Raw genomic sequence first — 19,801 nt, 5'->3', positions numbered from 1 at the left:
AGAATGTCTTAGTTCCTGAACGGCATGCCCAAGTACTTAAGTAGAGCTCTACCTTCCTCATCTGTTTTAGCGCTGGTAACAATGGTAATATTCATGCCTTTTATCTTGTCAACAGCATCGTAATTAATTTCAGGAAAAATCAGCTGTTCCTTGATGCCAAGAGTATAATTGCCTTTTCCGTCAAAAGCTTTTGCGGACACGCCCTTAAAGTCACGAACCCTGGGAAGGGACACATTCATAAGCCGGTCAAGAAACTCATACATTTTTGCACGCCTGAGTGTTACCATACAGCCAATAGGCATACCTTGGCGGAGCTTAAACGTGGCTATCGATTTTTTAGCTTTTGTGATAACAGTTTTTTGGCCGGTAATAGCAGCTAACTCAGCAGCAGCAGAATCAAGGATTTTCACATTCTGAATTGCTTCACCAAGGCCCATATTTACAACAACTTTTACGATTTTGGGCACTTCCATTATATTTGCATAGCTAAAATCACTACGTAGCTTTTGCATTACGTCTTTATGGTAAATCTCTTTCAAACGAGCCATTAATCACTTCCTCCTGTCTATTTCTCGAGAGAATTGCCACACTTAGCACATAATCTCTGTTTATCGCCGTTTTCAAGCACTTTTAACCTAACCCGTACAGGTTTGGCGCACTTTGCACAGTATGGCATGACATTGGAGATATGGATTGAGGCTTCCTTTTCCTTGATCCCGCCTGGTTCATTACCACGAGCCTTTACATGACGTTTTACCATATTAAGGCCTTCGACAATAATACCGTCCTTTTTGGGTAAGAACTGCATGACTGTACCAGTCTTATTCTTATCTTTACCGGCAATGACCATTACAGTCTCACCTTTTCTGACATGTGTTTTTGTGGCTTGCATCTATGATTCTCCGATTAGATTAGAGTACTTCCGGCGCAAGTGAGATTATTTTCATAAACTTCTTAGCACGCAATTCTCTGGCAACAGGACCAAAGATGCGCGTTCCTACCGGTTCCTTCTGGTTGTTTATTACTACTCCTGAATTATCATCAAAACGGATATATGACCCATCGGGACGTCCCAATTCCTTTGCGGTACGCACAATAACAGCTTTTACCACATCACCCTTTTTGACTTTGGAATTGGGCAGAGCTTCACGAACCGAAGCGACAATTATGTCGCCCACTCCCGCATATTTCCGTTTAGAACCACCAAGCACTTTAATACAAAAAAGTTTTTTGGCACCAGAATTGTCTGCTACATCCAATATTGTTTGCATCTGTATCATTACTCAGTACCCCTGTCTTAAGAGATGCATTAATTGCTGATCTGTTTAAGGTTCCAGCGTTTGTCTTTACTTAAAGGTCTGCATTCTATAATCTGAACACGGTCCCCAATCTTACAGACATTATTCTCGTCATGTACTTTGTATTTCGCGCTTCTTTTAATGTATTTATTATAAACGGGATGCTTAATCAGACGATCAACTTTTACAACTACAGTCTTATCCATTTTATCGCTGACAACAACTCCGTTTTGTGTTCTTCTATGACCACGTTCGCTCATCTAGCGCTCCCTATGCCCTGTTCTCGGTGAGGATCGTATTAATTCTGGCAATATCCTGACGTATACATTTCAGCTTAGATGTATTTTCTAGCCTTCCCGTATGCAACTGGAATTTGAGATTAAACAATTCTTGAACAAGTTCGCTTTTCTTTGACACGAGTCCTTCAGCGGACATGTTCCGTAGGTCTCTAGGCTTCATGATTTTCACTCCTGGTAATAAACTTTGTCGAGACTGGCAGCTTGTGAGCAGCCAACCTGAGCGCTTCCCGTGCCACTTCCTCCGAAACGCCCTCCATCTCGTACAGAATGGTACCAGGCTTGATAACAGCTACCCATGAATCAGGAGAACCCTTACCCTTACCCATTCTTGTTTCAGCAGGTTTCGAGGTAAGCGGCTTGTCAGGGAAGATACGAATCCATATTTTCCCGCCACGCTTAATGTAACGAGTCATGGCAATACGGGCTGCTTCAATCTGTCTCGAGTCAAGCCATCCGCATTCTGTAGCCTGCAAGCCAAACTCTCCAAAGGACAGGGAAATACCACGGCAGGGTTTGCCGGTCATGCGCCCCTTCATCTGTTTTCTATGTTTAACCCGTTTCGGCAATAACATTGAAACTTACTCCTGTTCCACAAAGAATGTATTAATGACCTGGAAGAACTTCGCCTTTAAATATGAGTACTTTTATGCCAATAAGACCATAAGTCGTTTTTGCCTCGGCACAGCCATAATCAATATCAGCACGAAGAGTATGCAGTGGGACACGCCCTTCGCGGTACCATTCGGTACGCGACATTTCAGCTCCACCAAGCCGTCCAGAGCATGTAATACGTATGCCTTTAGCGCCAAACTTCAAAGCAGAAGTAACACTCTTCTTCATTGCCCTGCGAAATGCGATTCGCCTTTCAAGCTGCAATGCTACATTTTCAGCAACTAATTGGGCATCAAGCTCTGGCTTACGAACTTCGATAATATTTATAAAAATTTCTTTGGAGGTGAGATTTGAAAGCTCTTTCTTAATCGTTTCAACCTCTGAACCTTTTTTACCGATGATCAGACCGGGCCGAGCTGTATAAATATTTATCTTCGTCTTATTCGCAGCTCTTTCAATTTCTATCTTAGAAATGCCGGAACTATACAGACGTTTTTTAAGGAATGCACGAATCTTTAGATCCTCGTGCAGAAGTTTTGCATAATCAGCCTCAGCGTACCATTTGGAGTCCCATGATTTAATTACTCCAAGTCTGAAACCTATCGGATTAACTTTTTGTCCCAAACTGCACCTCCGCGAAAATCAAACTATTTCGAATCTGACAGTGTAACACTGATATGGCTTGTCGGCTTACGAATCTTGCTGGCCCGTCCCATGGCACGCGGTAAAAACCGTTTCAACACAGAACCGCCATCAACATAAATTGTCTTTACATATAAAGCATCAACATCTGAAACACCTTTTTGCTCCGCATTTGCTACCGCAGACTGCAACAGCTTAGAAACAAGCTTCGCTGAAGGCTGAGGAAGGAACCGCAGAGTATTAAGCGCTTCCTGGATTACCTTACCTCTAACGAGATCAACAACAAGTCTTGTTTTACGCGGTGAAAGGCGAACAGATGTCAGCTTAGCACTGGATTCCATGAAAACTCCTTTTACTACCTCTTGGCTTTACTCTTTCGATCGGCGGCATGGCCGTGAAACGTTCTGGTCGGAGAGAACTCTCCGAGTTTATGACCAACCATATTCTCAGTGACATATACAGGTACGAACTTGCGGCCATTGTGAACTGCAAAGCTGAGACCTATGAAGTCAGGCGTGATCGTAGAACGACGCGACCAAGTTTTAATTATTTTTTTAGAATTGGGACCTTCAGCCAGCACTTTTTTAGCCAGGTGCTCATCAATAAAGGGTCCCTTTTTAATGGAACGTGCCATGTTCAGACCTCACAGATTATTTGGTGCGCTTCTTAACAATAAAGCGATCAGTGGATTTATTGGTACGAGTCTTATAACCTTTGGTAGGAATACCCCAAGGAGTAACGGGATGTCTACCACCAGATGTCCGACCCTCACCACCACCATGGGGGTGGTCAACCGGGTTCATTGCGACACCACGAACCTTGGGACGCTTCCCAAGCCACCGTGCACGTCCGGCTTTCCCCAAACTTACCTTTTCATGGTCAACATTGCCTACCTGGCCAATAGTGGCATAACAATCCTGAAGGACCATGCGCACTTCACCCGAGGGAAGTTTAACCTGAGAATATCTGCCCTCTTTTGCCATGAGTTGAGCAAACGTTCCGGCACTGCGTGCTAGTTGGGCACCCTTACCAAGTTTGAGTTCGACATTATGAATGATCGTACCCAGCGGAATGGCTTTCAGTGGAAGCGCATTACCCGGCTTTATGTCGGCTTCAGGGCCACTGAGCACAGTATCCCCGACTTTTAGATCCAGAGGTGCCAGAATGTAGCGTTTTTCACCATCAACATAATGAAGTAATGCTATGCGAGCACTTCTGTACGGATCGTACTCTATGCTCGCGACCTTGGCAGGGATGCTGATCTTATCCCTGCGAAAATCGATAATTCGATACTTTTGTTTGTGTCCCCCGCCCTGATGCCGAGATGTTACTCGTCCCAAAGCATTCCTGCCGCCTGACTTCTTCAGTTTTATAAGAAGAGACTTTTCAGGCGTTGATGTCGTGATCTCTTCAAACGACGAGCAGGTCTGGTGTCTACGACCTGGCGATGTCGGCTTATAAATCTTGATTCCCATTGTGAACCCCGAAAATGTTTTTAAACCTCAAAGAAATCGAGTGACTGTCCCTCAGAAAGGGTGACAAATGCTTTCTTCCAGTTTGAATGTTTGCCGAAATTGCGACCGAAACGTTTGACCTTCCCGGCCACATTAACTGTTCTCACACTGTCAACCTTAACCTTGAAGAGGGTCTCGACAGCCTGTTTGATCTCAATCTTGTTTGCATCTCTATCCACCACTATAGTAACCGTATTTGTGGCATCACTACCAAGTGAAGCCTTTTCAGTTACATGCGGCTTCTTGATAACTGAGTAAACGTTCATTTATTCAGAACTCCTTCTACGGATTGCACGGCACCCTGTGTGAAAATGATATTCTTGTATTTCAGAATGTCATGGATATTGAGTGCGTCATGCTTGAGAAGCTTCACATGTGGAACATTGCGACACGAGAGTTGAAGATTGTTGCTGAAATCGTCAGTAATAATAAGAGAGCGCTCTATCTCAAAGCGTTTCATGAAGTCGACAAAAGCCTTGGTTGAGATAGACGAAAAATCTAGCTTATCCATCACAGTGATACGATTATTCTTGCACTGAAGAGAGAGAGCAGAGCAGATCGCAGATTTGCGCGCTTTTTTGTTCATACTCAGATGATACTCTTTGGGCTGTGGGCCAAAGGCAACACCGCCACCAGGATACTGGGGAGCCCTTACACACCCTTGACGAGCATTCCCCGTGCCCTTCTGCTTGAAAGGTTTTTTACCGCTTCCTGCCACTTCCGAGCGCGTTTTAGTTTTAACGGTTCCGGCGCGGCGATTTGCAAGTTGGATACGGAGTGCAAGATGCATCAGATGTTCTTTAACATCTGCATTAAAGACATCATCTGCTAACTGCAACTCACCAACTTGCTGTCTGTTCATGTTATAGACTGCTATCGAAGGCATACACGTACTCCCGCTATATTCTTAAGCTTTTACACTGTTTTTGATAAGAACAATATTGTTGCGATGGCCCGGTATGGCTCCCTTGATAAGAAGTAGATTATCATCTGCATCTACGCGAATCACCTGAAGACACTGCATGGTGACCTGGGTATTACCCAACTGCCCGGGCATCTTTTTATTCTTAAAAACACGTGAAGGTGTGGCAGATGCTCCAATGGAACCAGGGGCACGATGGAAGCGAGAACCGTGGCTTGCGCGGCCGCCCCTGAAGTTATATCTCTTAATAACCCCCTGAAACCCCTTGCCTATACTTGTGCCGGTCACATCAACAAAATCACCTGCTGTAAACTGCTCAACAGTCAGCACATCCCCAAGATTCATTTCAGACGCAGCATCAAATTTAAATTCCCTGAGATACCTAAATACCCCCTGGCCCGACTTGGTACAATGGCCAAGCATCGGTTTCGAAGCGTTCGCAGCCGGCGTGGAATCAAAGCCAACCTGAACGGCGCTGTACCCATCAATAGAGGCGGTTTTCTTCTGCGTAACCACACACGGACCTGCCTGGATAACGGTAACGGGAACTCGAGTCCCATCCTCCGTAAAAATCTGTGTCATTCCAATTTTTTTTCCGATAATACCTTTTTTCATATCTATTCCTATTCGAAAAAAGTACGTTACAGTTTGATTTCAACATCAACACCAGCAGCCAGGTCAAGTTTCATAAGAGCATCAACCGTCTGTTGAGTCGGATCCAAGATGTCGATAAGGCGTTTATGTGTCCTGATCTCGAACTGATCCCTTGATTTTTTATCCACGTGAGGTCCACGAAGTACACAATACTTGTTTATCACTGTGGGCAGAGGGATCGGACCTGCTACACGTGCACCAGTTCTTTTTGCAGTATCGACAATCTCTGTAACAGAAACATCAAGCAACTTGTGGTCATATGCCTTAAGGCGAATTCTGATCTTCTGGCTCTGCATTGATATCCTCGTAACGTTTTATTCAATAATCGAGCTGACGACGCCGGCGCCAACGGTGCGGCCGCCTTCACGGATGGCGAAGCGCAGACCTTCATCCATGGCGATCGGAGTGATCAGGTTGACGGTTACAGCCACGTTGTCGCCAGGCATGACCATTTCAGTGCCTGCCGGCAGGTCGACAATACCGGTAACGTCCGTTGTCCGGAAATAGAACTGGGGACGGTATCCGTTGAAGAATGGGGTGTGACGTCCACCCTCTTCCTTGTTGAGGATATAGGCCTCAGCCTTGAACTTGGTGTGCGGAGTGATTGAACCAGGCTTGGCAAGAACTTGACCGCGCTCGATTTCCTCGCGCTTGATACCGCGCAGCAGTGCGCCGATATTGTCTCCGGCACGACCCTCGTCGAGAAGCTTGCGGAACATCTCCACACCGGTGACGGTTGTCTTGGCGGTGGCCTTGATGCCAACGATCTCGACCTCCTCACCAACCTTGACTATGCCGCGCTCAACACGACCGGTGGCAACGGTACCACGACCTGAGATGGAGAACACATCCTCTACCGGCATCAGGAAGGGCTTGTCCACCGCACGCTCCGGATCGGGGATGTAGCTATCAACAGCGTCCATCAGCTTGATGATGGAATCCTCGCCCAACTCACTCTTTTCGCCTTCTAGCGCCTTGAGGGCGGAACCTTTAACGATAGGAATATCGTCACCGGGAAAGTCATAGGAGGAGAGTAGCTCGCGGATTTCGAGCTCGACCAACTCAAGAAGTTCCTCGTCATCGACCATGTCGGCCTTGTTCAGGTACACGACAATATAGGGTACGCCAACCTGACGGGCGAGCAGGATGTGCTCGCGGGTCTGGGGCATAGGGCCGTCAGCTGCGGAAACAACCAGAATGGCTCCGTCCATCTGAGCGGCGCCGGTGATCATATTCTTGACGTAGTCGGCATGGCCCGGGCAGTCGACGTGGGCATAGTGACGCTTGTCGGTCTCATATTCCACGTGTGCGGTGGCAATGGTAATACCGCGCTCACGCTCTTCAGGTGCATTGTCAATCTGGTCGAAAGCCTTGAACTCTGCCTGACCCTTGCCTGCCAGCACCTTTGTGATAGCGGCAGTCAACGTGGTCTTGCCGTGGTCGACGTGACCAATCGTGCCAATGTTTACGTGCGGTTTGGTGCGCTCAAATTTAGCCTTCGCCATGATAACAGGCCCTCCTCTTCCTTGTATTCTTAACCTTTTGCTTTAGCTACAATCTCTTCTGCTACCGACTTAGGTACCGGCTCGTAGTGATCAAACGTCATCGAATATGTAGCACGTCCCTGGGTAGCGGAGCGCAGATCGGTGGAATAACCGAACATTGAAGCCATAGGAACCATGGCGTTCACAATCTGTGCACCAGCTCTCGTATCCATCCCCATGATCCGGCCACGCTTCGAATTTAGGTCACCGATGACATCACCCATATATTCGTCAGGGACAACAACCTCAACCGATACTATAGGCTCGAGGATAATTGGGGAAGCTTTCTGGCAGCCTTCTTTGAAACCCATTGAACCGGCGATCTTGAACGCCATCTCCGAAGAGTCAACCTCATGGTACGATCCATCGATGAGGGTAACCTTGATGTCCACAACTGGGAAGCCAGCCAGAACACCGTTCTCTGTTGCTTCCTTAATTCCTTTATCAACAGCAGGTATATATTCTCGGGGTACAACTCCACCTTTAATGGCATCAACAAATTCGTAACCTTTTCCAGCCTCCTGAGGCTCAACCTCAAGCCAGACATGGCCATACTGTCCACGACCACCGGACTGACGGACGAATTTACCCTCTACCTTGACTTTCTTGGTAATCGTTTCACGGTAGGCAACCTGCGGCTTGCCAACGTTCGCCTCGACCTTGAACTCTCGCAGGAGTCGGTCGACGATAATTTCGAGATGCAGTTCGCCCATGCCGGAAATAATAGTCTGTCCGGTTTCCTCGTCGGTTTTCACACGGAAGGACGGATCCTCGCTTGCAAGCTTCTGAAGACTCAGACCGAGCTTTTCCTGGTCAGCCTTGGTCTTCGGCTCAATCGCGATGGAAATTACCGGCTCAGGGAACTCAATTGACTCTAGAATTACTGCATCATCCTCGGTGCAGAGCGTATCACCGGTTGTCGTATACTTAAGACCAACGGCGGCCGCAATATCTCCAGCAAAGACTTCCTTGATCTCTTCGCGCTTGTTTGCATGCATCTTCAGAATGCGACCTATGCGTTCTTTTTTGCCCTTCGTGGAATTATAGACATACGAACCAGAATTTATGACACCTGAGTACACGCGGAAAAAAGTGAGCTGACCTACGAAAGGGTCAGTCATAATCTTAAAACCGAGGGCCGAAAAGGGCACATCATCAGATGCAGGACGCTCAACTTCTTCACCTGTATCGGCATCAAGACCTTTGATAGCAGGAATATCCAGTGGGGACGGCATATAATCAACAACCGCGTCCAGCAAATTCTGCACGCCCTTATTTTTAAACGCAGTGCCGCAGATAACAGGAAAGAATTTGATGCCAATGGTACAGGTTCTGATGGCGTCCATGATTTCCTGCTCGGTCAATTCCTCGCCACTCAGATACTTCTCCATGAGAGTATCATCATGACTAGAAATCTCTTCGATCATCTTGTCACGGTACTCCTGAGCTTCGACAAGCAGATCAGCAGGAATCTCTTCCTCATGGTAGTTGGCACCAAGCGCTTCTTCTTCCCATATAACAGCTTTCATGCGCACAAGGTCAACTACACCCTTGAAATTCTCTTCCTTGCCGATCGGTATCTGGATCGGCAGAGGATTCGCTTTGAGGCGATCCCTGATCATCTGGACGCCGCGAAAAAAATCCGCGCCGACCCGATCCATCTTATTGATAAAGGCGATGCGGGGAACGCCATATTTATCAGCTTGACGCCACACAGTCTCTGACTGTGGCTCAACACCACCTACAGAACAGAATACGGCGACCGCGCCATCGAGCACACGCAGCGAGCGCTCTACCTCGATCGTGAAGTCCACATGTCCGGGGGTGTCAATGATGTTTATGCGATGGTCACGCCACGAACAGGTAGTAGCAGCGGATGTAATGGTAATACCCCTCTCCTGCTCCTGCTCCATCCAGTCCATGGTGGCCGCGCCCTCATGAACCTCACCAATCTTATGCGAGACACCGGTGTAGTAGAGAATACGCTCGGTTGTCGTAGTCTTGCCCGCGTCAATATGGGCCATGATGCCGATGTTTCTGTATTTATCAAGCGTTGCTAAACGGGGCACAAAATCCTCCAAACAGATCTGAACTACTTACCAGCGATAGTGGGCAAAAGCGCGGTTGGCTTCTGCCATCTTATGTACATCCTCACGCTTCTTCACCGCGGCTCCACGACTGTTATATGCATCGAGAATCTCACCTGCGAGCTTATCCTTCATGGTCTTCTCGCTACGCAATGTCGAATACTTAATCAACCAGCGCATCGCCAGCGACACACGGCGATCAGGGCGAACCTCGATCGGTACCTGGTAAGTAGAACCACCAACCCTGCGGGACTTTACTTCAAGAGCGGGCTTTATATTATCGAGGCTCTTCTTCAACACCTTTACGGCCTCGTCATTCGTTTTCTGCGCAACAATATCAAGCGCACCATAGAGTATGGACTCAGCGATACTTTTTTTACCCGCAAGCATCAGGACATTGATGAGTTTCGCAACCGTCTTATCGTGAAACTTCGGATCCGGCAGAATATTTCTTTTGGGAACTTCTCTTCTTCTCGGCATACCAATCCCCTCAATTCAGACAGCGTAAAATTATTTCGGCCGCTTCGCGCCGTACTTGGAACGACTCTTCTTGCGGTCCTTCACCCCAACAGAATCAAGCGTACCACGAACAATATGATAGCGCACACCAGGAAGGTCTTTAACCCTGCCACCACGTATCAGAACAACCGAGTGCTCCTGCAGATTATGACCAACACCGGGGATATAGGACGTAACTTCGATTCCATTAGTCAAGCGAACCCTGGCAACCTTACGAAGAGCCGAATTCGGCTTCTTGGGTGTCGTTGTATACACCCTAGTACAGACCCCACGCTTCTGGGGGCAGCATTTCAGTGCAGGCGCGGTTGACTTGTCACGCTTGTTTTCCCTGCCTATACGAATCAACTGATTAATCGTTGGCATATTCTTGTCTTCTCCCAGCTAAAATTTAGCTCGACCACCAACAGGCAATCGCAACTTCAAAAGTCAGAAACCAAAAACCTACACACCCAACTATAGTGCCCAAAACTCCAGACATCCAAACAAACACATTACTTGAGATCTCGCCTTTTATGAGCCGCAAATCGCGGCGTACTGAGGTGGGGAATGGAATAGGTGTAGGGCCGCTAGGGCATCTCCATTCATGTATCAAGGCTCGCTGGCCTTGGGCACTCGATCTCAAAAGAGACTAGTTAAATACAGTATTGTAAACCCACTGTCAACAAAATTATTCCCTGCATCCATTCGGTTGGTACAAATAACCGATAAACTTGTGAGTCAGGGCAACACACGCGCCGATGGGGAGACCCTACCCATCGGCGCTCATCAAACATCTCTATGCTGCTTCCTGCTGACTCACATCGGGAACATCCTCACTTTCAGCAGCCTGCGCAACCGGTTCACTGGCTTCCGTAAGCATGCGGATGTTCCGGTAGCTTGAAAGCCCCGTACCAGCGGGGATCAACCGCCCCATAATGACATTTTCCTTCAAGCCCCTCAGATAGTCCACTTTACCCTCGATAGCCGCCTGCGTAAGCACCTTGGTCGTCTCCTGAAACGAGGCTGCGGAAATAAACGATTCTGTGGAAAGAGACGCCTTGGTAATGCCGAGTAGTAGCGGTTCTGCTATGGCGGGACGCTTGCCCTCATTCATTACTTTCTGGTTCTCAGTCTCGAAAACCCAGCGCTCCACCTGATCGTCAACCAGCAGTGATGTATCGCCCACATCCTTGATGCGAACACGCCGCAGCATCTGGCGAACGATTACTTCGATATGCTTGTCGTTAATCTTAACCCCCTGCAGGCGGTACACCTCCTGAACCTCATCCACCAGATACTTGGCAAGTTCCTTGACGCCCAATACGCGCAGGATATCATGGGGGTTGGATGAGCCATCCATCAACGGCTCCCCGGCACGGACATGGTCACCCTCGTGCACGCTGATGTGCTTCCCCTTTGGAATCAGGTATTCCTTCGGTTCGCCCATCTCAGGCGTGACAATGACTTTGCGCTTCCCCTTTGCATCCTTACCATAGGAAACACGTCCGTCAATTTCCGAAATAACGGCAAAGTCCTTCGGCTTGCGAGCCTCGAACAACTCGGCCACTCGCGGAAGACCACCGGTAATGTCCTTGGTCTTGGTCGTTTCCCGGGGAATCTTGGCGATGATGTCACCGGCGCTAATGACGCTATCGTCCTGCACCGTGATGTTTGCGCCGACGGGGAGGAAGTAGCGCCCGATGGTACCGGTGACCGCATCGGCTGAGTCGCCGCCCATGCCTTTGATGGCAATGCGCGGGCGCTTGTCGCTGTCCTTCGATTCGATGATGACCTTGCGGGACAGGCCGGTGACTTCGTCGAGCTGCTCCTCCATGGTCACACCCTCAACTATGTCACCGAATTTCACCTTACCGCTGAACTCGGTAAGAATCGGCATGGTATAGGGATCCCATTCGGCCAGGATGCCCCCCTGGGTGACCGCGCCCCCCGGAGCGATCTTAATTTTCGCTCCATAGAGGACAAGATATTTTTCACGTTCACGGCCGGTTTCATCCACAACGGCGATTTCCCCGTTGCGGTTCATGACGATATGATGTCCCTCGGCATTAATAACCGTGTTCAGGTTGATAAACTTGAGAATACCGTCAGTACGAGATTCCAGCGAAGTCTGCTCGGCGCGACGGGACGCGGTACCGCCGATGTGGAATGTACGCATGGTAAGCTGCGTTCCCGGTTCGCCGATGGACTGCGCCGCAATGACTCCCACGGCCTCACCCATATTGACGCTGTGACCGCGCGCCAGGTCTCGACCGTAGCATTTGGAGCAGATGCCGCGCCGACTCTGACAGGTAAGCACGGAGCGGATCTTGACCTTCTCAAGTCCTGCATCCTCGATGCGCTTGACCAGGTTCTCATCGATATCCTCGTTAGCAGCAACAAGTACGTCTCCGGTAATCGGGTCGAGGATGTCATCCAGAGCCACGCGGCCGAGAATGCGGTCTCCGATATGCTCGATAACCTCGCCCCCCTCGGTGAGGGACGACACAACCAGGCCATCGAGCGTGCCGCAATCTTCCTCAGCAATGATGGCATCCTGAGCAACGTCCACCAGACGACGGGTCAGGTATCCGGAGTTTGCCGTTTTGAGGGCTGTGTCAGCCAGACCCTTTCGTGCACCATGGGTTGAGATGAAGTACTGCAGCACCGTCAATCCTTCACGGAAGTTGGCGGTAATCGGCGTTTCAATAATCTCGCCCGACGGCTTAGCCATAAGGCCGCGCATGCCGGCCAGCTGACGAATCTGCTGGTGCGAACCCCTCGCTCCTGAATCAGCCATCATATGAATGGCGTTGAACGAGGCCTCCTCAGAAACGCCTACCCCTTCGACGAAGAATTTTTCCTTGGAAAGGTTATCAAGCATCTCCTTGGCAATATCCTCGGTAGCTTTAGCCCAGATGTCGATGACCTTGTTGTAGCGTTCGCCATCGGTAATCAGACCTTCGGTATACTGGTTCTGAATTTCCTTAACCTCGTCCTCAGCCTTGGTGAGAATCTCGGTTTTGCCCTCCGGGATGACCATGTCGTCGAGACAGATGGAAATCCCTGCCAGGTTGGCGTAACGGAAGCCGATGTCTTTCAGCTTGTCGGCAAGAATGACCGTCTCCTTGTTGTCCGCCATGCGGTAACAGGTATCAACGAGATTGGAGAGTTCCTTCTTGTTCATGACCTTGTTTACGGCGCTAAACGGTACCGAATCCGGCAGTATCTCCTTGAGAATAACGCGCCCCACAGTGGTGTCGATCATCTGCGGTTTTTCGTCGCTGACCAGATTCTTCATGCGCACCTTGACGGTGGCCTGCATGTCGACCTCACCGGCGTCAAAGGCGATGCGAACCTCGTCTGGACCGGAAAAGACCTTGCCGGTGCCCTTTACCTTGCGGTAGATCGGCAGACCGCTTTCCGCATCGATCTTCTCCTTGCCGGTCGTCTCGTCTATCACGCGCTCGAAGCGCCTGTCACGAGTCATGTAGTAGGCTCCCAGAACCATGTCCTGGGAAGGCACGATGATCGGCTTGCCGTGGGCCGGCGAGAGGATATTATTGGTGGACATCATCAGGACGCGAGCTTCCACCTGGCTCTCCACGGAAAGCGGGAGATGTACCGCCATCTGGTCGCCGTCGAAGTCGGCGTTGAATGCGGTACAGACCAGCGGGTGAAGCTGGATAGCCTTGCCCTCGATCAATACCGGCTCAAAGGCCTGGATGCCGAGGCGGTGCAGTGTGGGAGCGCGGTTGAGCATGACCGGGTGCTCCCTGATAACCTCCTCCAGCACGTCCCACACCTCGGGGCGCTCCTTCTCCACCATCTTCTTAGCGCTCTTGATAGTGGTGACGTAGCCGCGCTCCTCAAGCTTGTTGTAGATGAAAGGCTTGAACAGTTCCAGGGCCATTTTCTTGGGAAGACCGCACTGGTGCAACTTCAGTTCCGGGCCGACAACGATAACTGAACGTCCGGAATAATCGACGCGCTTTCCCAGCAGGTTCTGACGGAAACGGCCGGATTTTCCCTTGAGCATGTCGGAGAGGGATTTCAGCGGCCGCTTGTTGGGACCCGCGATCGCCCTGCCGCGGCGGCCGTTGTCGAACAGAGCATCCACGGCCTCCTGCAGCATGCGCTTTTCATTGCGGATGATAACCTCAGGCGCCTGAAGCTCCACCAATCGCTTCAGACGGTTGTTGCGATTGATAACTCGGCGGTACAGATCGTTGAGGTCTGATGTTGCAAAGCGACCACCGTCCAGGGGCACCAGGGGGCGCAACTCGGGCGGCAGGACCGGGATACATTCCAGGATCATCCATTCTGGTTTGTTTCCCGAAGACTTGAATGCCTCCAGCACCTTCAGGCGCTTGGCAGTTTTCTTGCGCTTGGCCTCGCTGGTGGACTCCATCATCTCGGTGCGCAACTGACCGGAGAGTTCGTCCAGATCGATGGCTTTCAGACACTCGCGGATGGCCTCGGCACCCATGCCGCCTGAAAAGGCATCGTAGCCATATTCCTGCTGAGCCTTGAGAAATTTGTCCTCAGACATCACCTCGCAGAATTGGAGCGGACTGTTCTTGGGATCGCTGATAACGAAGGCCTCAAAGTAGAGGACCTTTTCCAGATCCTTGAGGGTGATGTCAAGCAGGTTGCCGATGCGCGACGGCAGCGACTTGAGGAACCAGATATGAGCGACCGGTGTGGCAAGGTCGATATGTCCGAGTCGCTCGCGACGGACCTTGGACGGAATAACCTCGACGCCGCACTTTTCACAGATAATACCGCGGTGCTTCATGCGCTTGTATTTGCCGCAATTGCACTCGTAGTCTTTGGTCGGGCCAAATATTTTTGCGCAGAACAGGCCATCCCGTTCCGGCTTGAACGTCCGGTAATTTATGGTCTCTGGCTTTTTTACTTCGCCGTGGGACCGCTCACGGATCTTTTCCGGCGAGGAAACGGAAATCCGAATTGCTGAAAAATGGAGCGGATCTTTGGGTTTATCAAAGAAGCTGAAGTAGTCTTCCACGTTGCTCTCCTCCGTATATATCTGAAGCTGCGCGTCACGCCGTGCGTGGCGGACAGTGCTGGTCTGCGGTATGCGCGAATCCTTCTCGCACGCGAAATACTATTCGTCTTCGCCTTCTAGCAACTCTACATCAAGGCAGAGCGACTGCAATTCCTTGATAAGAACGTTAAAGGATTCGGGCAAGCCCGGTTCGAGCGTATGTTTGCCTTTGACAATGGCTTCGTACATACGCGTACGACCGGACACGTCATCGGACTTGACGGTGAGGAATTCCTGCAGGGCGTAGGCCGCGCCATACGCCTCCATGGCCCAAACCTCCATTTCGCCCAGACGCTGGCCGCCGAACTGGGCCTTGCCACCCAGTGGTTGCTGGGTAACCAGGCTGTAGGGGCCAATGGAACGGGCATGGATCTTGTCATCGACCAAATGGTGCAGCTTGAGAACGTACATAACACCAACGGTGACCTTGTGCTTGAACGGGTCGCCGGAACGGCCATCAAACAGAGTAACCTGCCCGGAGGAGTGAAATCCGGCCTTGCCGAGCATAGACTTGATCTTGTCTTCGGAAGCCCCCTCAAAAACCGGGGAGGCCATGGATACACCGCGCTGGAGACGCCTGCAGACCAGCATGAGTTCTTCCTGGTCCATGCCATCTATGAACGTTCCAACCTCGTCGTCGCCGTAGACATCTTTGAGATACGCCTTCAGGCTCTCTGCGGATGTCTGTTTTTGGAGCATCTCCTCAATGCGCCAGCCGATCCCCTTTGCCGCCCAACCGAGGTGCGTCTCAAGAATCTGGCCCACGTTCATACGAGAGGGAACACCCAGGGGATTGAGGACGATCTCCACCGGCCGCCCGTCCTCCATGTAGGGCATGTCCTCTTCGGGCAGGATGCGCGATACAACACCCTTATTGCCGTGGCGACCTGCCATCTTGTCGCCCACCTGCAGTTTGCGCTTGATGGCGATGTACACCTTGACCATCTTGATGACCCCGGGAGGAAGGTCATCGCCGCGTCGAAGCTTCTGAATCTTGTCTTCGAACACGCTCTGAATAAGCTCTATCTGGCGGTTGAGCGTATCGATGACCTTGCTGACATTGTCATCGGTTTGGCCATCGTCGCTCACCGAGATTGCGCCCATGTCGTTGATGGAAAGGGATTTCAGGGCCTCGGCAGTAATTTCCTTGCCCTTGGCCAGAATGAGGTTCCCTTCGCCGTCCTCCAACTTGACGGACAAAGATTTTCCGATCAGCAGACGATGAAGCTTGCCTTCCGCAGACTGGCGGATAATCCTGATCTCATCCTGCTCATCCTTGCGCAGTTTCTCCTCTTCGGCCTTCTCGATGAGTTCCGTGCGGGTATCCTTGTCGGCTCCCTTGCGAGAAAACACCTTGGCACCGATGACCGTCCCCTCGACACCGGGGGGAACGGTCAGGGAGGTATCACGCACATCGCCGGCCTTCTCGCCGAAGATGGCCCGCAGCAGTTTCTCCTCGGGCGAAAGCTGGGTTTCTCCCTTGGGAGTGATCTTGCCCACCAGGATATCACCCGGCTTTACCTCGGCGCCGATGCGAATGATGCCCGATTCGTCGAGGTCCTTGAGAGCTTCCTCTCCCAGGTTGGGAATATCGGAGGTAATCTCTTCCTTACCGAGCTTGGTGTCGCGCGCCACGCACTCGTACTCTTCTATGTGGATGGAGGTATAGCGATCATCCTTGACCAGTTTCTCGGATACCAGGATGGAGTCCTCGAAGTTGTAACCGCCCCACGGCATGAATGCCACAACGATATTCTGGCCAAGGGCAAGTTCCCCCATATCGGTCGAGGGACCGTCGGCGATGACATCGTGCCGCTTGACCACATCACCGACCTTGACTACCGGCTTATTGTTGATGCAGGTGTTCTGGTTCGAACGGGCGAACTTGATCAGGTTGTAAATGTCCACGCCGGTACCGGTTTCATCCACTTCGGACTCGTCGATCTTGACAACGATACGGGAGGCATCGACCGACTCCACCACGCCGTTATGGCGGGCTATCACGGAGACCCCGGAGTCCTTGGCCACGATGCGCTCCATGCCGGTGCCGACCAGCGGTGAATCGGCGCGCAGCAGCGGAACGGCCTGACGCTGCATGTTGGAGCCCATCAGCGCGCGGTTGGCGTCGTCGTTTTCAAGGAACGGGATGAGTGCGGCAGCAACGGAAACCAGTTGCTTGGGAGCCACGTCCATCAGCTCGATCTCGTCGCGGTGAACGAGGATGAACTCGCCGCTCTTGCGCGCCGAAACATAATCGTTCACAAAGCGCCCCTCTGCGTCCACCTCGGCATTGGCCTGGGCAATGGCATGCCCCTCCTCCTCAAGGGCTGAGAAGAAACGGACCTCATTGGTCAGCTTGCCGTCCAGTACGATACGGTAGGGGGTCTCCACGAAACCATGATCGTTTATCCGGGCATAGGTAGAAAGAGATGCGATCAGTCCGATGTTTGGTCCCTCGGGGGTTTCAATCGGACAGACTCGGCCGTAATGGGTCGGATGAACGTCGCGAACTTCGAAACCGGCGCGTTCGCGCGTCAGGCCACCCGGTCCCAGAGCGGAGAGACGGCGCTTGTGGGTTACCTCGGAGAGCGGGTTGGTCTGGTCCATGAACTGGGATAACTGGGACGAGCCGAAGAACTCCTTGACCACCGCAGATACCGGTTTGGAGTTGATCAGGTCATGCGGCATGAGGTTTTCAACCTCCTGCAGACTCATGCGTTCCTTGATGGCCCGCTCCATGCGGACAAGGCCGATGCGGTATTGGTTCTCCAGCAGTTCGCCCACGGCGCGCACGCGGCGATTGCCCAGATGATCGATATCATCGATAGCACCGCGACCGTTCTTCAAGTCGATCAGATAGCGGACGATCTCAAGAATATCATTCTTGGGGCTGGTCAGAACCACAGGGGCGTAGAGGTCCTCAAAGATCATCCGGTTGCGGCGCAGAACCTCGATCACACGACGGTTCTCCTCGAAGACGCCCCCTTCGATGGCTTCCGTCAGCGCAACGGTCTGTTGGCTGAGCGCAAGGCCGGTGAACAGTTCCTTCTGATAAAAGTCAGGATCCTTGACCAGATTATTCAGTTCCTTAAGCAGCTGTTCACGCAATTTTTCCGCAACCGGCTGTGAAGGTTCGTGCTTGCGCAGCACCTTAACGAAATCCTCGGGAAGCCGCGCCAGAACATACTGTGAAAAGCGGTTATCAGCTGCAAGCAGGAGCCTGAAAAGTTCATCGAAGCTAGCGATGTCTTCAGCACCGAACATGCAGGGGGCATTGAGCACCGTGCATTCCGGCCAGACCTTGAGACCGAGTTTGAAGTTGAGTTTCAAGCGGCCGACTGCGGAGAGATCGTAGCGCTCCGGGTTGAAGAACAGATTTTCGAAAAGCGCCAGTGAACTCTTCAGCGTGGGAGGATCGCCCGGACGGAGTCGACGGTAGATTTCGATCAGTGCCTCATCATTCGTGCTGATCTTGTCCATCAGCAGTGTGTCGCGGAAGGATGAGGTGATGTGCAGATTGTCGATGAACAGCAGACGGAAGCTCTCGACCCCCTTGGCTTTAATCTCATCGAATTTTTCTGCCGTCACTTCCTCATTGCACTCCAGCAGCACCTCGCCGGTTGCGGGATCGATGACGTCACTGGAAGCGTAACGCCCGATGATGCTATCAAAGGTGATGGGTACCGCCTTAATGTCGTGCTCGACCATCTTCCTGATGGAAGCCTTGGTGAACTTGCGGTTGGCCTTGACGATGACTTCGCCACTCTTCGGATCGACCACGTCAACCAGCGCCTTCTGAAGCGTCAGCAGTTCCGCGTCAATGCTCTTGGAAGGCGTTTCGCCGGTAAGAAAAATCTCTTCGCTCTTGTAATAGTAGTTCAGCAGCTGTTCCGCCGAGTATCCAAGCGCCTTCAGCAGGACCGTAGCCGGCATCTTGCGTCGGCGATCGATACGTACATAAAGTATATCTTTATGATCAAATTCAAAATCCAGCCAGGACCCGCGGTAAGGAATCACGCGCGCAGAGTAAAGCACCTTTCCGCTGGAGTGGGTCTTGCCCTTATCATGATCGTAGAAAACGCCGGGGGAGCGGTGCAACTGACTGACGATAACCCTCTCCGTGCCATTGATGATAAATGTCCCGTTGTCAGTCATCAGGGGAATTTCACCAAAGTAAACTTCCTGCTCTTTTATATCCTTGATTGCTCTGATGCCACTTTCTTTACCGGTATCCCAAATAACCAGTCGAACCTTGACCTTCATGGGAGCGGCGAAAGTCATGCCCCTCTGATGGCACTCGACCACATCGTATTTTGGCTTGCTGAGCGAATAGGAGACGTATTCGAGGGAAGCGCTTTCACTGAAATCCTTGATCGGGAAAACGCTTCTGAAAACGGCTTCAAGCCCGGTGTTATTTCGGGATTCGGAAACACCCTCCTGCTGGAGGAAACGTCGGTAGGAGTTCTTCTGTATGTCAATGAGATTGGGAATATCGATGATATTCTTGATTTTGGTAAAAGTTTTACGCAGCAGGTGGTTGTTGGCGATCGAATAAGCCATAGCTTCTCCTTTGGCGATTATCGTGACGACATCCGGCCGAAGAGGGATTACCGGCTGGAGTTACTGATTGCAGGAGTGTTGGGCAACCGCCCAAACAGGACAAGCC

Annotated in this window: 20 protein-coding genes; all 20 read right to left on the bottom strand. The window is 51.1% G+C overall.

Annotated features, from left to right (window positions below; translation table 11 throughout):
* Nucleotides 1-8 precede the first annotated feature (8 nt).
* The 20 genes from rplE to rpoB all read right to left on the bottom strand — a co-directional run bounded on the left by rplE (nucleotide 9) and on the right by rpoB (nucleotide 19,695).
* Complete coding sequence (gene rplE, locus PPRO_RS03400) at nucleotides 9-548, bottom strand: 50S ribosomal protein L5 (protein WP_011734635.1); 540 nt, start codon at nucleotides 546-548, stop codon at nucleotides 9-11.
* Between the two features lie 17 nt (nucleotides 549-565).
* Nucleotides 566-892, bottom strand: coding sequence for a 50S ribosomal protein L24 (gene rplX / locus PPRO_RS03395; protein WP_011734634.1), 327 nt, complete (start codon nucleotides 890-892; stop codon nucleotides 566-568).
* Between the two features lie 19 nt (nucleotides 893-911).
* Nucleotides 912-1,280, bottom strand: a complete 369-nt coding sequence (gene rplN, locus PPRO_RS03390; RefSeq protein ID WP_011734633.1) for a 50S ribosomal protein L14 — start codon at nucleotides 1,278-1,280, stop codon at nucleotides 912-914.
* A 29-nt stretch (nucleotides 1,281-1,309) separates the two neighbouring features.
* Entirely contained in the window at nucleotides 1,310-1,558 is a 249-nt protein-coding gene (gene rpsQ, locus PPRO_RS03385) for a 30S ribosomal protein S17 (RefSeq protein WP_011734632.1), read from the bottom strand.
* Nucleotides 1,559-1,568: 10 nt separating this feature from the next.
* Nucleotides 1,569-1,757 (bottom strand): 50S ribosomal protein L29, encoded by a 189-nt coding sequence (gene rpmC, locus PPRO_RS03380; RefSeq protein ID WP_041532110.1) that lies wholly within the window; start codon nucleotides 1,755-1,757, stop codon nucleotides 1,569-1,571.
* Nucleotides 1,747-2,169, bottom strand: coding sequence for a 50S ribosomal protein L16 (rplP, locus tag PPRO_RS03375; protein ID WP_011734630.1), 423 nt, complete (start codon nucleotides 2,167-2,169; stop codon nucleotides 1,747-1,749). Before rplP ends, rpmC begins: the two co-directional genes overlap by 11 nt.
* Nucleotides 2,170-2,200: 31 nt before the next feature.
* Nucleotides 2,201-2,833 (bottom strand): 30S ribosomal protein S3, encoded by a 633-nt coding sequence (gene rpsC, locus PPRO_RS03370; protein WP_011734629.1) that lies wholly within the window; start codon nucleotides 2,831-2,833, stop codon nucleotides 2,201-2,203.
* 23 nt (nucleotides 2,834-2,856) lie between these two features.
* On the bottom strand, nucleotides 2,857-3,192 hold the full coding sequence (gene rplV, locus PPRO_RS03365; protein ID WP_011734628.1) for a 50S ribosomal protein L22: 336 nt from the start codon (nucleotides 3,190-3,192) through the stop codon (nucleotides 2,857-2,859).
* A 14-nt stretch (nucleotides 3,193-3,206) separates the two neighbouring features.
* The gene (gene rpsS, locus PPRO_RS20025) at nucleotides 3,207-3,485 is read right to left on the bottom strand and encodes a 30S ribosomal protein S19 (protein WP_011734627.1); all 279 of its coding nucleotides are present in this window, start codon (nucleotides 3,483-3,485) and stop codon (nucleotides 3,207-3,209) included.
* A 16-nt stretch (nucleotides 3,486-3,501) separates the two neighbouring features.
* Entirely contained in the window at nucleotides 3,502-4,326 is an 825-nt protein-coding gene (gene rplB, locus PPRO_RS20020; protein WP_011734626.1) for a 50S ribosomal protein L2, read from the bottom strand.
* 20 nt (nucleotides 4,327-4,346) lie between these two features.
* Nucleotides 4,347-4,631, bottom strand: a complete 285-nt coding sequence (gene rplW / locus PPRO_RS03355) for a 50S ribosomal protein L23 (protein ID WP_011734625.1) — start codon at nucleotides 4,629-4,631, stop codon at nucleotides 4,347-4,349.
* Nucleotides 4,628-5,251, bottom strand: a complete 624-nt coding sequence (gene rplD, locus PPRO_RS03350) for a 50S ribosomal protein L4 (protein ID WP_011734624.1) — start codon at nucleotides 5,249-5,251, stop codon at nucleotides 4,628-4,630. The genes rplW and rplD overlap by 4 nt, the downstream gene beginning before the upstream one ends.
* Nucleotides 5,252-5,272: 21 nt before the next feature.
* The gene (gene rplC / locus PPRO_RS03345) at nucleotides 5,273-5,902 is read right to left on the bottom strand and encodes a 50S ribosomal protein L3 (protein ID WP_011734623.1); all 630 of its coding nucleotides are present in this window, start codon (nucleotides 5,900-5,902) and stop codon (nucleotides 5,273-5,275) included.
* Between the two features lie 26 nt (nucleotides 5,903-5,928).
* Nucleotides 5,929-6,237: a 30S ribosomal protein S10 gene (gene rpsJ / locus PPRO_RS03340; RefSeq protein ID WP_011734622.1), complete on the bottom strand. Its 309-nt coding sequence runs from the start codon at nucleotides 6,235-6,237 to the stop codon at nucleotides 5,929-5,931.
* A gap of 18 nt (nucleotides 6,238-6,255) precedes the next feature.
* Nucleotides 6,256-7,446, bottom strand: coding sequence for an elongation factor Tu (gene tuf, locus PPRO_RS03335; RefSeq protein WP_011734609.1), 1,191 nt, complete (start codon nucleotides 7,444-7,446; stop codon nucleotides 6,256-6,258).
* Between the two features lie 29 nt (nucleotides 7,447-7,475).
* Nucleotides 7,476-9,554: an elongation factor G gene (gene fusA / locus PPRO_RS03330; protein WP_011734621.1), complete on the bottom strand. Its 2,079-nt coding sequence runs from the start codon at nucleotides 9,552-9,554 to the stop codon at nucleotides 7,476-7,478.
* Between the two features lie 27 nt (nucleotides 9,555-9,581).
* Nucleotides 9,582-10,052, bottom strand: a complete 471-nt coding sequence (gene rpsG, locus PPRO_RS03325; RefSeq protein WP_011734620.1) for a 30S ribosomal protein S7 — start codon at nucleotides 10,050-10,052, stop codon at nucleotides 9,582-9,584.
* A gap of 30 nt (nucleotides 10,053-10,082) precedes the next feature.
* Nucleotides 10,083-10,454 carry a 30S ribosomal protein S12 gene (gene rpsL / locus PPRO_RS03320; RefSeq protein WP_011734619.1) on the bottom strand — a complete coding sequence of 124 codons (372 nt, stop codon included), beginning with the start codon at nucleotides 10,452-10,454 and terminating at the stop codon, nucleotides 10,083-10,085.
* A 412-nt stretch (nucleotides 10,455-10,866) separates the two neighbouring features.
* A complete protein-coding gene (gene rpoC, locus PPRO_RS03315) occupies nucleotides 10,867-15,096 on the bottom strand; it encodes a DNA-directed RNA polymerase subunit beta' (protein ID WP_011734618.1) in 4,230 nt (1,409 codons plus the stop codon).
* A 99-nt stretch (nucleotides 15,097-15,195) separates the two neighbouring features.
* Nucleotides 15,196-19,695 carry a DNA-directed RNA polymerase subunit beta gene (gene rpoB, locus PPRO_RS03310; protein ID WP_011734617.1) on the bottom strand — a complete coding sequence of 1,500 codons (4,500 nt, stop codon included), beginning with the start codon at nucleotides 19,693-19,695 and terminating at the stop codon, nucleotides 15,196-15,198.
* Between the last annotated feature and the right edge of the window lie 106 nt (nucleotides 19,696-19,801).

Origin of the sequence: Pelobacter propionicus DSM 2379 (assembly GCF_000015045.1) — a bacterium.
GTDB classification, from domain to species: domain Bacteria; phylum Desulfobacterota; class Desulfuromonadia; order Geobacterales; family Pseudopelobacteraceae; genus Pseudopelobacter; species Pseudopelobacter propionicus.
This window is presented reverse-complemented; position numbering and strand designations above follow the sequence as displayed.